This window comes from Thauera sp., assembly GCF_047601425.1.
Classification (GTDB): Bacteria; Pseudomonadota; Gammaproteobacteria; order Burkholderiales; family Rhodocyclaceae; genus Thauera.
Genome location: NZ_JASGJL010000001.1, coordinates 3346931 through 3360255, shown reverse-complemented (window position 1 = coordinate 3360255; position 13325 = coordinate 3346931). Strand labels below are relative to the sequence as shown.

Annotated in this window: 11 protein-coding genes and 1 pseudogene; 3 read left to right on the top strand and 9 right to left on the bottom strand. The window is 67.1% G+C overall.

Annotation, left to right across the window (positions count from 1 at the left end):
• Window positions 1-7: 7 nt before the first annotated feature.
• The 8 genes from rsmG to QM748_RS16170 form a co-directional block, all read right to left on the bottom strand.
• A complete protein-coding gene (gene rsmG / locus QM748_RS16205) occupies window positions 8-676 on the bottom strand; it encodes a 16S rRNA (guanine(527)-N(7))-methyltransferase RsmG (protein ID WP_415247937.1) in 669 nt (222 codons plus the stop codon).
• Window positions 673-2598: a tRNA uridine-5-carboxymethylaminomethyl(34) synthesis enzyme MnmG gene (mnmG, locus tag QM748_RS16200; RefSeq protein WP_415247936.1), complete on the bottom strand. Its 1926-nt coding sequence runs from the start codon at window positions 2596-2598 to the stop codon at window positions 673-675. The genes rsmG and mnmG overlap by 4 nt, the downstream gene beginning before the upstream one ends.
• Window positions 2599-2738: 140 nt before the next feature.
• Complete coding sequence (locus QM748_RS16195; protein WP_415247935.1) at window positions 2739-3536, bottom strand: enoyl-CoA hydratase-related protein; 798 nt, start codon at window positions 3534-3536, stop codon at window positions 2739-2741.
• 76 nt (window positions 3537-3612) lie between these two features.
• Entirely contained in the window at window positions 3613-4722 is a 1110-nt protein-coding gene (locus QM748_RS16190) for a substrate-binding domain-containing protein (protein ID WP_415247934.1), read from the bottom strand.
• Window positions 4723-4814: 92 nt separating this feature from the next.
• Window positions 4815-5903: a molybdenum ABC transporter ATP-binding protein gene (modC, locus tag QM748_RS16185; protein ID WP_415247933.1), complete on the bottom strand. Its 1089-nt coding sequence runs from the start codon at window positions 5901-5903 to the stop codon at window positions 4815-4817.
• On the bottom strand, window positions 5900-6586 hold the full coding sequence (gene modB, locus QM748_RS16180) for a molybdate ABC transporter permease subunit (protein WP_415247932.1): 687 nt from the start codon (window positions 6584-6586) through the stop codon (window positions 5900-5902). Before modB ends, modC begins: the two co-directional genes overlap by 4 nt.
• Window positions 6587-6588: 2 nt before the next feature.
• Window positions 6589-7350 (bottom strand): molybdate ABC transporter substrate-binding protein, encoded by a 762-nt coding sequence (modA, locus tag QM748_RS16175; protein WP_415247931.1) that lies wholly within the window; start codon window positions 7348-7350, stop codon window positions 6589-6591.
• A gap of 96 nt (window positions 7351-7446) precedes the next feature.
• Complete coding sequence (locus QM748_RS16170) at window positions 7447-7917, bottom strand: Lrp/AsnC family transcriptional regulator (RefSeq protein WP_415247930.1); 471 nt, start codon at window positions 7915-7917, stop codon at window positions 7447-7449.
• Window positions 7918-8087: 170 nt separating this feature from the next.
• On the opposite strand from QM748_RS16170, the gene leuA reads away from it, so the two are divergent.
• On the top strand, window positions 8088-9800 hold the full coding sequence (gene leuA / locus QM748_RS16165; RefSeq protein WP_415247929.1) for a 2-isopropylmalate synthase: 1713 nt from the start codon (window positions 8088-8090) through the stop codon (window positions 9798-9800).
• 72 nt (window positions 9801-9872) lie between these two features.
• Here leuA and QM748_RS16160 read toward each other — a convergent pair whose 3' ends face one another.
• Window positions 9873-11909, bottom strand: a complete 2037-nt coding sequence (locus QM748_RS16160; protein WP_415247928.1) for a sigma-54-dependent Fis family transcriptional regulator — start codon at window positions 11907-11909, stop codon at window positions 9873-9875.
• A gap of 228 nt (window positions 11910-12137) precedes the next feature.
• On the opposite strand from QM748_RS16160, the pseudogene pedF reads away from it, so the two are divergent.
• Both pedF and QM748_RS16150 read left to right on the top strand, forming a co-directional pair.
• Window positions 12138-12600, top strand: a pseudogene (pedF, locus tag QM748_RS16155) (cytochrome c-550 PedF).
• A gap of 95 nt (window positions 12601-12695) precedes the next feature.
• Window positions 12696-13238 (top strand): cytochrome b, encoded by a 543-nt coding sequence (locus tag QM748_RS16150; RefSeq protein WP_415247927.1) that lies wholly within the window; start codon window positions 12696-12698, stop codon window positions 13236-13238.
• Window positions 13239-13325: the final 87 nt, after the last annotated feature.

Sequence of the window (13325 nt, the reverse complement as noted above, 5' to 3'; positions counted from 1 at the left end):
CGATGCATCAGCCCGTTCCGCCCCCAGTGCGGCGAAGAACGAGCAGATGGCGCTCGGCCTCCAGCCCCGGCACCGTCAGCGCGCGCAGCTCGGCCACCGCCCAGCCCGCGGGCAGGGCCGCGATCTCGTCGGCGGGATGAACACCCTTCATCGCATACAGCGCACCGCCGTCGGCGACGAGGTGGCCGGACAGGTTCACGAAGTCGGCCAGGCTGGAGAAGGCCCGCGAAATCACGCCGTCAACCGCGCCGCCCGGCAGGTCTTCGGCCCGTACCTGCTCCACGCGCTTGTTGAAGACGCTGAAGTTGCCGAGGCCGAGCTCGATCTTCGCCTGCTGCTGGAAGCTCGCCTTCTTGCCGACGGTCTCGATCGAGCTGACGATCAGCCCGGGGTTCACGATCGCCAGCACCACGCCCGGCAGCCCGCCGCCCGAGCCGATGTCGGCCAGGCGGCCGGCAGCCGGCAGTTGCGGCAGCACGACCAGCGAATCGAGCAGATGGTGGGTGATGACTTCCTGCGGGCTGCGGATCGCGGTCAGGTTATAGACCTTGTTCCACTTCAGCAGCAGTTCGCCGAAGGCGAGCAGGCGCTCGACCGTCTCGTCGGCCAGCACCAGGCCGAGCTCGGCAATACCCTCGGCCAGTTGAGCGGCATGAGCCTGCAGCCGTCCGCTCATGCCGCCGGCCTCCGCGCCGCGGCATCGGCACTGCCCGTCCGCGCCGCCAGATCACGGCGCTTCAGCCACACCAGCAGCAGCGAGATCGCCGCCGGCGTCACGCCCTGGATGCGGCCGGCCTGGCCGATGGTCTCGGGCCGGTGCAGGTTCAGCTTCTGCTGCACTTCCTTCGACAGCCCGCGCACTTCGGCGTAGTCCAGTTCCGCCGGCAGGCGGGTGGCTTCGGCCTGCGCCTGCTTCGCCACTTCCTCCTGCTGGCGGTCGATGTAGCCCTGGTACTTGGCGGCGATCTCGATCTGCTCGATCACCTGCGGATCGGTCTCGGCCGCTTCCGGCGCGCCGGGCAGGCTCATCAGCGAGGCATAACTGGTCTCCGGCCGGCGCAGCAGCTCGAAATAGCGCTGCTCGCGCTCCAGCGGCTTGCCCAGCACGCGCTGCTGGTCTTCGGCCGGAATGACCTCGGGCCGCGCCCAGGCCGCTTTCAGCAACGCGCTGCCGCGCTCGATCGCTTCGCGCTTGCGGCAGAAGGCTTCCCAGCGCACATCGTCGACCAGGCCGAGTTCGCGGCCCTTCTCGGTCAGGCGCAGGTCGGCGTTGTCCTCGCGCAGGCTCAGGCGGTATTCGGCGCGCGAGGTGAACATGCGGTAGGGCTCGGACACCCCGCGCGTGATCAGGTCGTCCACCAGCACGCCCAGGTAGGCTTCGTCGCGGCGCGGACACCAGGCTTCGCGGCCCTGCACCTGCAGCGCGGCATTGGCGCCGGCCAGCAGGCCTTGCGCGGCGGCCTCCTCGTAGCCGGTGGTGCCGTTGATCTGGCCGGCGAAGAACAGGCCGCCGATCGACTTGGTCTCGAGGCTGGCCTTGAGATTGCGCGGGTCGAAGTAGTCGTACTCGATCGCATAACCCGGGCGCAGGATGTGCGCGTTCTCCAGGCCACGGATCGAGCGCACGATCTGCAGCTGGACGTCGAAGGGCAGCGAGGTCGAGATGCCGTTGGGGTAGATCTCGTGCGTTTCCAGGCCTTCCGGCTCGAGGAAGATGTTGTGGCTGTCCTTGTCGGCGAAGCGGTGGATCTTGTCCTCGATCGACGGACAGTAGCGCGGCCCGACGCCTTCGATGACGCCCGAATACATCGGCGAACGGTCGAGGTTGGCGCGGATGACGTCGTGCGTCTGCACATTGGTCTGCGTCATCCAGCACGGCAGCTGGCGTGGATGCTGTTCGGCGCGGCCGAGGAAGGAGAACACCGGCACCGGATCGTCGCCCGGCTGCACCGTCATCACCGAGAAGTCGATCGTGCGCGCATCCAGCCGCGGCGGCGTGCCGGTCTTGAGCCGGCCCTGCGGCAGCGCGAGTTCCTTCAGCCGCGCGCCGAGCGACACTGCCGGCGGATCGCCGGCACGGCCGGCGGCATAGTTCTGCATGCCCACGTGCACCAGGCCGTTCAGGAAGGTGCCGGCAGTCAGCACCACCGCCGGCGCCTCGAAGCGCAGGCCGATCTGGGTCACCACGCCGGTGACGCGGTCGCCGACCACGGTCAGGTCATCCACCGCCTGCTGGAACAGCCACAGATTGGGCTGGTTCTCCAGCCGCTTGCGGATCGACGCCTTGTACAGCACGCGGTCGGCCTGGGCACGGGTGGCGCGCACCGCCGGTCCTTTCGAAGCGTTCAGGATGCGGAACTGGATGCCGCCCTCGTCGGTGGCCGCCGCCATCGCGCCGCCGAGCGCATCGACTTCCTTGACCAGATGGCCCTTGCCGATGCCGCCGATCGACGGATTGCAGCTCATCGCCCCCAGCGTCTCGATGTTGTGGGTGAGCAGCAGCGTCTGCGCGCCCATGCGCGCCGCGGCCAGCGCGGCCTCGGTGCCGGCGTGGCCGCCGCCGACGACGATGACATCGAAACGGGTGGGGTAGAGCATGAGGGCTCCGTGCTGCAAGGCGTGGACAAGGGGCGGGATTCTACGCCGTCGAGCCCGTAAGAGCCAGTTTCAGCCCCCGTGTTTCACGGAATTTCACATTCCAAACAGCAGCTTATTCGCCGCCAAGCCTCCTCCTCCGGTCAACGCTTCTGCGCCGCCAGCATGCGATTGACCGCCTCCAGGTGCTCAGCCTCGTTGTGACACATGCCCTGGAACGCCGCGCAGAGGTCGAGGAAGTCCTTCAGCTCCATGCGCTGCGCCATCTTCATCAGCCGCTTGGTCAGGCGCAGGGCTTTCGGCGGCTGGGCGGCGAAGCGCGCCGCCAGGGCCTGGGCGCGCGGCAGCAGTTCGTCCGGCGCGACCACGTCCAGCACGATGCCCAGCCGCTTCGCCTCCTCGGCGTCGACGATACGGCCCGACAGCGTCAGCTCGAAAGCCTGCTGATAGCCGATCAGGCGCTGCATGAACCAGGCACCGCCGTCGCCGGGGATGATGCCGAGGTTCAGGAAGGTCTCGCCGAACCTGGCCTTCGTCGACGCGATGCGGATGTCCGCCATGTTGGCGAGGTCGAAACCGGCGCCGACCGCCGGTCCGTTCACCGCGGCGATGACCGGGATTTCCACCGCCTGCATCGCCAGCGGAATGCGCTGGATGCCGCGGCGGTAGCGGGTGGCGACTTCAGCGACGTCGCCGGCAAAATCACCGCCACGCTCGGCCATGTCCTTGACGTTGCCGCCGGACGAGAAGGCCGCGCCGGCGCCAGTCATCACCAGCACCGATACGCCGTCGCAGCGGTTCACCCAGTCGGCGACGGTACAGATGTCGTCGATCAGCGCCGAGCCGGTCAGGGCATTGCGCAAATCGTCGCGGTTGAAGGTCAGCGTGGCGACACGGTCTTCGACCGTCAATAGGGCATCGGTCAGGGTGGGCTGGGTCATCGGGCTGTCTCCTCGATTTTTTCGTGGCTCGGAAGCCGTGATGATGCGCGGATCGACCGTGCCGGGTCCACCCGTGTCAGGCAGGCGCGGGCTTCTCCGCGCGCGGCGTACGGAAGCGCCACCAGGGCAGTACGCGGGTCATCGACAGCACTTCGCCGCTGTTCATCGGCGTGTAGCCCGGCAGGGTCGCCAGGCAGCGCTGCCATTCGGCGCTGCCCAGCAGCGCGAGCAATGCCTGGGTCGCAGGCTGTTCGAGACTGCTCTTGAGGCAGGCAAGGAAGTAGTTCTCCTCGACCAGCGGCACGAAATCCAGGCCGCGTATCCGTGCATTGGCCTCGATGCCGAAGCCGGCGTCGGCCATGCCGGTGGCGATCGCATGCGCCACCGCGGCGTGCGAGGACTCGGCCCGCTCGTGCCCGCGTACCGACTCGGGCGCGATGCCGGCGTCAGCCAGCAATTCGTCGAACAGCACCCGTGTGCCGGTGCCGAGCGCGCAATTGACGAAGCGCACGCCGCGCCGGGTGAGGTCGTCCACCGTCCGCAGGCCGAGCGGATTGCCTCGCGCGACGATCAGGCCCTGGGTGCGGCGGGCGAAGCCGATCAGCTTGTTGCGGCCGGGCTGCAGCAGCGGCTTGTAGGTGCGCTGCGACAGCGAGCCGCGCGCCGGCTTGAGCCGGGTATGGAAGCCCGCCATCTCGCAGCGGCCTTCGTTCAGCGCGCGGATGGCATCGACGCTGCCGGTGAAGCGGATGTCGAGATGCAGCCGCCGGGCGCGCGCCTGCTCGCCGAGCGCGATCAGCGCTTCGTCATGGCTGGCGAAAAAGGTCAGCACGTGGGCGGAATCGTCGAAGGCGATGGCGAAGGCACGCTCGATGTCGGCGCGCAGCGCCTCGATCTGCGGCAGCAGCCGCGCCTGCGCCTGGCGCTCGGCCCACAGCAGCTTGGCGCCGAAGTCGGTGAGGCGGGCCGCATGGCCTTTTTCCCAATGGATCAGCGGCTGGCCGAACTCGGCATCCCAGCGTTTCAGTTCTCCCCAGACGTGGCGGTAGGACAGATCGAGCTGGCGTGCGGCAGCCGAGATCGAACCGCGCTCGCTGACCGCCTGCAGCAGGTCGAGCAGGGGATTGCGGACCAGCGCGGGCACCGCATCGGTGCCCAGCGTGTAGTTGAGGCTGACTCTGTGCATGTTTTCCAGACCGCGAACGGGAGGCATTCGGCCCACTTCCGGCCTTGCCTCCTCGGCTCCAACGAGCATTTCTACCGTGCCATCACTCATCATCAGGCAATGACCGCCGCAGATTTGACCAAAGCCCACACCGGCAGGCCCGGCCGAACACCCAGTTCCGCCACCGACTTGCGCGTCAGGCGCGCGATCAGCGCCTGGCCGGCGCAGCGAAGCCGCACCAGCGCCTGCGAGGGGTGGATATCGTCCAGCACCGCTTCGACGACACCGTGCAGGTGGTTCTGGATGCTGCTGCGCTGCGGCTCATCCAGCGCCAAGCTGACGTCACGCGCCAGCACGCGCATCCGGACCCGTGCGCCCACCGCCAGGCCGACGTCGCGAACAACGAGACGCTCGCTGTCGTCGAGCCGCACGCGAGCCAGGTGCCATTGCGCATCGCATTCCTCGATCACGCCTTCGACCACCGCTGCGGCATCCTCCCCGGCCAGCACCGGCAGATCGCCCTGCGCCAGCACCTCACCGACCGGCCCCACCGCCAGTGCCCTGCCCTGCTCCAGCACCACCACCTGGTCCGCCAGCCGGCTCAGCTCTTCCACCGAATGGGTGACGTAGAGCATCGGCACCGAGAGCTGGTCGCGCAGGCGTTCGAGCCAGGGCATGATCTCGCGCCGGCGCGGCAGATCGAGCGAAGCCAGCGGCTCATCCAGCAGCAGCAGGCGCGGCCGCGTCGCCAGCGCGCGGGCGATCGCCACCCGCTGGCGCTCTCCGCCCGACAACTGGGCGGGTTTGCGCGCCAGCAGAGCGCCGATGCCGAGCAGTTCGATGGCCTCGTCCAGCGCCCCCCGTCCGCCCTGCACCTTGGTGCGGCGCAGGCCGTATTCGAGGTTGCGCCGCGCATCCAGGTGCTCGAACAGGCTCGACTCCTGGAACACGTAACCCAGCGAACGCCGCCAGGTGGGCAGAAACACCCCCTTCTCATCGTCCTGCCACACCTCCCCACCGATGCGGACGAGACCTTCGCTCGCCCGTTCCAGGCCCGCGACGCAGCGCAGCACGGTGGTCTTGCCCGAACCCGAGGCGCCGAACAGCACCGTGATGCCGCGCGCCGGCAGCGTCAGGTCTACATCGACGGAGAATTCCGAGCGCGCCAAGCCGAGCCGCACGCGGTTGCTGCCTCCACTCATCGCATGAAGCCTCCACCGCTGCGCCTGAGCAGCGACAGGCTCATCAGGATCAGGAAGGAGAACACCACCATGCCGCCCGCCAGCCAGTGCGCCTGGGCGTATTCCATCGCCTCGACGTGGCCGTAGATCTGGGTGGAGACCACCCGCGTCTGGCCCGGAATGTTGCCGCCGATCATCAGCACGACGCCGAACTCGCCGACCGTGTGGGCGAAACTGAGGATCGCCGCGGTCAGCATGCCAGGCCGCGCCAGCGGCAGCGCGACGGTGAAGAAGGCATCGAGCGGGCTTGCGCGCAATGTCGCCGCCGCTTCGAGCGGCCGCGGCCCGATGGACTCGAAAGCGTGCTGGATCGGCTGCACCGCGAAAGGCAGCGAAAACACGATCGAACCGATCAGCAGGCCGGTGAAGCTGAAGGACAGGATGCCCCAGCCCAGCGCCTGGGTAAATTGCCCGACGGGGCCGTTCGGCCCCATCAGCACCAGCAGGTAGAAACCCAGCACCGTCGGCGGCAGCACCAGCGGCAGCGTGACCAAGGCGCCGATCGGCGCCCGCCAGCGCGAGCGCGTCTGCGACAGCCACCATGCCAGCGGCGTGGCGATCACGAGCAACAGCACCGTGGTCAGGGTCGCCAGCTCGAGCGTGAGCCGGATCGCCTGCCAGGCGCTGTCGTCGAGCACCGCCATGCTCAGAGTGCGTAGCCGTAGGAGAGGATGATCTTCCGGGCGGTCTCGCCCTTCATGTAGTCCATCAGCGCGGCGGCGGCGGGATTGTCCTTGCCCTTGTTCAGCACCAGCACGTCCTGGCGGATCGGCTCGTACATGTCTTCAGGCACGATCCAGGCCGAACCTTCGGTGATGCGGCCGTCGGCATACACCTGCGACAGCGCGACGAAACCCAGCTGGGCGTTCTGCGTGGCGGCGAACTGGTAGGTCTGGCCGATGTTCTCGCCCGTCACGAACTTGCTCGCCAGGCTGTCGGCGAGGCCGAGCTTGTTCAGCGTCTGCATCGCGGCAGCACCATAGGGTGCGAGCTTGGGATCGGCGACCGCGAGGCGTTCGAAGCTGCCCTTGCGCAGGATCTCGCCCTTGTCGTCGACCAGGCCGTCCTGCTTGCTCCACAGCACCAGCTTGCCGATGGCGTAGGTGAAGCGCGCGCCCTCCACGCTGCCGCCTTCCTTCTCGATGCGGGCCGGTGTTTCGTCGTCGGCGGCGAACAGCACTTCGAAAGGCGCGCCGTTCTTGATCTGGGCGTAGAACTTGCCGGTGGAGCCGAAGGACAGCACCAGCTTGTGGCCGGTGTCCTTCTCGAACACTTCGGCGATCTTCTGCATCGGCGCGGTGAAGTTCGCCGCCACCGCCACGTTGAGATCGGCGGCATGCAGCGGGGCGCTCAGGAACAGGCTGGCGAAAAGAACGGCAACGGCCGGAGCGGAGGCAAGGGGCTTCATGTGCGGAGCTCGCTATTCCAAAATGGAATAGCGATTCTAGCAATCCTCCCGAGGCATGGGAAATCTCACCCGGCCGGCCCCGCCGGCGCAGCGCCCTCAGCCTGCATGCACCGGGATCGCAGTGTTGTCGATCACCCGCCGCAGCACGAAACTCGAATGCACGCCGGTGACGCCCGGGATGCGGGTGATGCGGTTCAGCAGCAGTTCCTGGTAGCCGTCCATGTCGGCGACGATCACCTTCAACTGGTAGTCGGCATCCTGGCCGGTGATCAGCAGGCATTCCAGCACCTGCGGAATCTTCGCCACCTCGCTTTCGAAATGCGTGAAACGCTCGGGCGTGTGGCGGTCCATCGAGATATGGATCAGCGCCATCAGCGACAGGCCGAGCTTTTTCGCGTCGAGCAGCGCACGGTAGCCGAGAATCAGGCCGGACTCTTCCAACGCCCGCAGCCGCCGCAGGCAGGACGAAGGCGACAGGCTGATGCGGTCGGCGAGGTCCTGGTTGCTGATGCGGCCGTCCTGCTGCAGCAGTTCGAGAATCTGGCGGTCGTAGCGGTCGAGCTGCATGATCGGTTCCTGATTTCACCCAATACGGCACATCATTTCACTTGAAACCCATTTTGTGAATCATTCTGCCGAAAAATCGCTTCCCGCACCGCAACAACGCAATCGTCTGCCACGGCCGGGCGAGTAGACTTTCCCCCATCGAACAACGCCACGCCCAAAAGGATCGCGCCATGATGTTGCAGAACCCCGCCGCCAAGTACCGCCCCTTCCCCTCCATCCAGCTTGCCGACCGCCAATGGCCGAACAAGACCATCGACATGGCGCCGATCTGGATGAGCACCGACCTGCGCGACGGCAACCAGGCGCTGTTCGAGCCGATGAACGTCGAGCGCAAGATGCGCATGTTCCGCACCGTCTGCCACATCGGCTTCAAGGAAGTCGAAGTCGGCTTCCCCTCGGCCTCGCAGACCGACTTCGACTTCGTCCGCCACCTCATCGAAGGCGGCCATGTGCCCGAAGACGTCACCATCCAGGTACTCACCCAGGCCCGCGAGGATCTCATCCGCCGCACCATCGAATCGGTGCGCGGCGCCAGGCGCGCCATCGTCCACATCTATAACGCCACCTCGCCGACCTTCCGCGAAGTCGTGTTCGGCATGGAGAAGCCGCAGGTCGTCGAACTCGCCGTATCGGCGGTACGCCTCATCAAGCAGCTCGCCACCGAGCTCGAAGCCGAATGCGGCACCCGCATCTCGCTCGAATACAGCCCGGAAACCTTCACCGCCACCGAACTCGATTTCGCCAAGGAAATCTGCGACGCCGTCACCGCCGAATGGGGCGCGACGCCGGAAGACAAGGTCATCCTCAACCTCCCGGCCACGGTCGAAGTGTCCACGCCCAACATCTACGCCGACCAGATCGAGTGGATGCACCGCAACCTCGCCCGCCGCGACAGCGTCGTGCTCAGCCTCCACCCGCACAACGACCGCGGCACCGGCGTCGCCGCCGCCGAGCTCGGCATCATGGCCGGCGCCGACCGCGTCGAAGGCTGCCTGTTCGGCAACGGCGAGCGTACCGGCAACGTGGACATCGTCACCCTCGCGCTCAACCTCTACACCCAGGGCGTGCATCCGCAGCTCGACTTCTCCGACATCAACGCCGTCGCCCGTACCGTCGAATACTGCAACCAGTTGCCCATCCACCCACGCCACCCCTATGTGGGGGATCTCGTGTTCACGGCCTTCTCCGGCTCCCACCAGGATGCCATCAAGAAAGGATTCGCCGCCCAAAAGGCAGGCGCCCGGTGGAACGTGCCCTACCTCCCGATCGACCCCGCCGACGTCGGCCGCAACTACGACTCCGTGATCCGCGTCAACAGCCAGTCGGGCAAGGGCGGCATCGCCTACCTGCTCGAGACCGAGTACGGCATCGTCATGCCGCGCCGGCTTCAGGTCGAGTTCTCGCGCGAGGTGCAGCAGGTCACCGACGCAACCGGCGGCGAAATGTCGGCCGAGGCCTTGTGGGAGCTCTTCCGCAGCACCTACGTCGATTCCGCGGCGCCGGTGCGCTACGTCGAGCACCACCTCTTCGAGCACGGCGCGGCCCAGGGCATCCGGCTCATGGTCGAGATCGGCGGCACCCGCCACTTGCTCGTCGGCGAAGGCAACGGCCCGATCGACGCCGCGGTGCACGCACTGCGCGGCGCCGGCATCGACGTCCAGGTGCGCAGCTACGAGGAACGCTCGATCACCGCGAGCGAAGACGGCGGCAATGCCCAGGCCTGCGCCTTCGTCGAACTGATGCAGGCCGGCGACAACGGCGGCGACCGCTACGGCGTCGGCATCGACGGCAACATCATCACCGCCTCGATCCGCGCCATCGTCAGCGGCGTCAATCGCCTGCAGCCGGCATTCGACGCCGAACCGGCCGCACGCGCCGCCTGACGGCCAGCCCCCGCCTCCACTGAAAGCAAAGCCGGCCCGCGAGGCCGGCTTTGCTCCGTCAGCGCCTCAGGCTCAATGCATGCGGCCGATCTTGCGGTAGAGCGTGTTGCGGCTGATGCCGAGCCTGCGGGCAGCGGCCGAGACGTTGCCGCTGACTTCGCGCATCACCTCGGCGATCACCTCCAGTTCGATCTCGCCCAGGCTGCGCGCCTGCGCGGACGACGCGGCAGGCGCTTCGGCCTCGGCCCGTGGCACAGCAATCGCCTGCGGACGGCCGCTTTCGGCGTCGTCCATCGGATCGGCGCCGAACAGCTCTTCGGGCAAGTGGACCGGCAGTATCTCGGTTTCGTCGTCGTCGAGCAGCGCGGCAGCCACCCGGATCACGTTCTGCAGCTGGCGGACATTGCCTGGCCAGGGATAGCGTTCGATGAACTCCAGCACCCGTTCGCTGATGCTGACCCTGCCGGCCCGCGGTGAGCCTGCCAACTCGGTTTCGAGGATCTTGGCAACGATGGAGCGGATGTCGGAGCGCTCGCGCAGCGGCGGTACGGTGATGGTCAGGCCATTGACCCGGTAGTACAGATCCTCGCGGAAGCTGCCCGCCTTAACCGCATCGCGCAGCATCCGATGGGTCGCGCAGACCAGCGAGATATCGACCGGGATCTGGCGCTGGCCGCCGATCGGCGTCACGCAGCGCTCCTGCAGCACACGCAGCAGCCTCGCCTGCATGCCCAGCGGCATGTCGCCGATCTCGTCGAGGAACAGCGTGCCGCCATGGGCCTGCTGGATCTTGCCGATCGCGCCTTCGCGCCGCGCACCCGTGAAGGCGCCGCCGACGTAGCCGAACAGTTCGGATTCGATCAGGGTCTCGGGAATCGCAGCGCAGTTGAGCGCGACGAAGGGCCCTTCGGCACGCGGGCCGGAGAAGTGGAAGGCACGGGCGAAGAGCTCCTTGCCCACGCCCGACTCGCCCTGGATCAGCAGCGGGATGTCCTTGCCGTTGATCCGCGCGGCGCGGTCGAGCGCGAGCTGAAGCCGCTGATCGCCGGTCGCGAGGCAGTCCAGGGTGATCTCCCCCGTGCGCCGGTCGCAAGGCTTGGCGCTGCGTACGGACTGGGAACGCGCTGCACTGCCAGTCTCGTCGGTGCGCGTGCCGGCCCGGGACATGCCGAGCAGTGGCCCCGCCGCGCGCAGCCGCGAGAAGATGCGTTCGCCTGCACGCGGCTCCAGCGCCTGGAGTGCATGCGGATCGCGCGCGCAACGGTCCATGAAGACACCGAACGACACCCGGAACACATTGGAAAAACCGATGCCCTCGGGGCAGACAGGCAGTTGCCGGAGCAGCGCACGTGCAATCCCGTTCGCACCCACCACGCGTCCGTCCTGAGTCACCGCCAGCAGACCTTCCTGCAGGCCGCCGATGCACTCCGGGCGGCAGTGGATCGCCACCAGGATCTCACGCGCATACTGGATTTCGAACAGGCGCTTCTCCAGCATCTGCGCGGCGAGCCTGACGAGGCCGAGCGTGTGGCGCTGGGTATTGCGGCTGTCGCCAGAGATGTCCAGCACACCGGCCATCACGCCTTCCGGACTGAACACCGGCGCGGCGCTGCAGGCCAGAAAACCATTGCGATCGAGAAAATGTTCAGCGCCGACGACCTCGACCGGCATCCCCTCGACCAGCGTGGTACCGACTGCATTGGTGCCGCGCGCACCTTCGCTCCACGAAGCGCCGGGCTGCAGCGCGATGCGCTGCGCGCGGCCGACGAACTCCGGATCGCCGAGACTGTGCAGAATCATGCCGCGGTCGTCGGCCAGAATGACCATGCTGCCCGAAGCGCGGATCTGCTCGTAAACATGTTCCATGACGCCGCTGGCGTTGTTCAGCAGCAGTTCGCTGCGTTCACGGGCATCGGCAAGCTCGCTGCGGCCTTCGGGATCGCCACGGCCGCTGGCCAGGTAATCGACGCCGGCGTCGCGGCAGCGCACCCATGAGCGCAACACCTCGTGCGGCAGTTCGCCGTCCGGGCAAGCTCCTTCCTCGAAAAACCGTCGTCGCGCCTCGGTCACGCGCAGTTCGCGTCCGTCGGCGGGCAAAAGCTGGCCCATTCCCTGTCTCCTCCTTGTCTTCGCGCCCTGTCGTGTTTTTTGTGATGCGCGGTTGTTCCAAAACTTAGCACCTGCCTCGAATTGCAGCAACCGCCGCCGAGGCCATAGCGTGTGCGAGAGCAAATTCCTTGCCACGCAATGGCGCAAGTCGTCATGGCACACCGCTTGCAGAGTTCCCATCAACCGGATTCGCCGGTGCATCGAAATCGACACACCCCGACATCAGCCATGAGGAAACAGAAAGTGAAAAGCAAATACAACGAGGAGACAAGGTTCCAACCCCTGCGCAAGGCAGCGCTCGCACTGCTGCTGGCAGGCAGCGCGTCGCTGGCCTGCGCGCACGGCGACGTCGTCCCCCACGCCGTTGACGTCTCCACCCTGAAACCCCTCGGCGAGGCCTGGCTGGAGCGCAACCCCTACAGCAAAAACGCGGATGCGATCCGCATCGGCGACTCGGCATTCAACCAGAACTGCGCCCGCTGTCACGGCCTCGGCGCCGTCTCGGGCGGCATCGCACCTGATCTGCGCTTCCTGCCGACGGACGCCGAGGGCGACGAAATCTTCATGCAGCGCATCCGCAACGGCGCCACCCGCGACGGCCGGGTTCTACATGCCGCCCTTCGAAGGTATCCTGTCCCAGGAAGCCATGTGGGCGATCCGCGCCTGGCTGGAGACGGTCGCCGAACAGTGACCGGGCCTCGGTGCCCGAACATATTCCGTTCGCCCCAGGCGCCCCCTGCCGCCCGAACTGCGCGGCAGGGGGCGTTTTCACAAGGAGACGAGCTCATGGTCCCTGCACGCTATGACCCGGGTGCAATCGCACTGCACTGGATCCACGCAATCCTGATCGCAGTCCTGATCTTCATCGGCCTGTCCATCGACGGCCTTCCCAACGGCCCCGAGCGCAGCTCCACGATCGCCCTGCACAAGTCGCTCGGCATCACCGCCTTCCTGGTGCTTGCGCTGCGCCTGGTCTGGCGCAGGCTGCATCCGCCGCCAGTGGACGAGCGTTTGAGCGCGACACAGCAGCGTCTTGCACGTTACGGCCATCGCGCCGTTTACCTGCTGCTCGTGCTGACCCCGTTGAGCGGCTTTCTCTCGGCCAGCTTCACCAAGTACCCGATGCGCTTCTTCGGCTACGTCATTCCCAAGGCAGGCTGGCCGGACGAAGCCCTGAACGAATTGTTCGGCGCCGCCCACGGCCTGTTCGCGTGGACGCTGCTGGCACTGATCGTGATGCACGTCGGCGCCGTCATCCTGCATTGGCTGCAGGGCGTGCCGGTGCTGCCGAGGATGCTGCCCGGCCGCCGCGGTAGCGACCGCCGCTGATCGTCACTGTCCCGTGATGAAGCATCTGCTCCAAATCGGAACAGATGCCCACCCACTTGTCCGGCGGCAAAAAAAACGGCGGCCTGG

What these genes read in the sequence shown, in the direction of transcription:
- QM748_RS16190 (WP_415247934.1), bottom strand. Translation starts at nt 4,722, where the DNA reads ATGCACAGAGTCAGCCTCAACTACACGCTGGGCACCGATGCGGTGCCC.
- modC (WP_415247933.1), bottom strand. Translation starts at nt 5,903, where the DNA reads ATGAGTGGAGGCAGCAACCGCGTGCGGCTCGGCTTGGCGCGCTCGGAA.
- QM748_RS16195 (WP_415247935.1), bottom strand. Translation starts at nt 3,536, where the DNA reads ATGACCCAGCCCACCCTGACCGATGCCCTATTGACGGTCGAAGACCGT.
- rsmG (WP_415247937.1), bottom strand. Translation starts at nt 676, where the DNA reads ATGAGCGGACGGCTGCAGGCTCATGCCGCTCAACTGGCCGAGGGTATT.
- modA (WP_415247931.1), bottom strand. Translation starts at nt 7,350, where the DNA reads ATGAAGCCCCTTGCCTCCGCTCCGGCCGTTGCCGTTCTTTTCGCCAGC.
- QM748_RS16150 (WP_415247927.1), top strand. Translation starts at nt 12,696, where the DNA reads ATGGTCCCTGCACGCTATGACCCGGGTGCAATCGCACTGCACTGGATC.
- QM748_RS16160 (WP_415247928.1), bottom strand. Translation starts at nt 11,909, where the DNA reads ATGGGCCAGCTTTTGCCCGCCGACGGACGCGAACTGCGCGTGACCGAG.
- modB (WP_415247932.1), bottom strand. Translation starts at nt 6,586, where the DNA reads ATGGCGGTGCTCGACGACAGCGCCTGGCAGGCGATCCGGCTCACGCTC.
- mnmG (WP_415247936.1), bottom strand. Translation starts at nt 2,598, where the DNA reads ATGCTCTACCCCACCCGTTTCGATGTCATCGTCGTCGGCGGCGGCCAC.
- leuA (WP_415247929.1), top strand. Translation starts at nt 8,088, where the DNA reads ATGATGTTGCAGAACCCCGCCGCCAAGTACCGCCCCTTCCCCTCCATC.
- QM748_RS16170 (WP_415247930.1), bottom strand. Translation starts at nt 7,917, where the DNA reads ATGCAGCTCGACCGCTACGACCGCCAGATTCTCGAACTGCTGCAGCAG.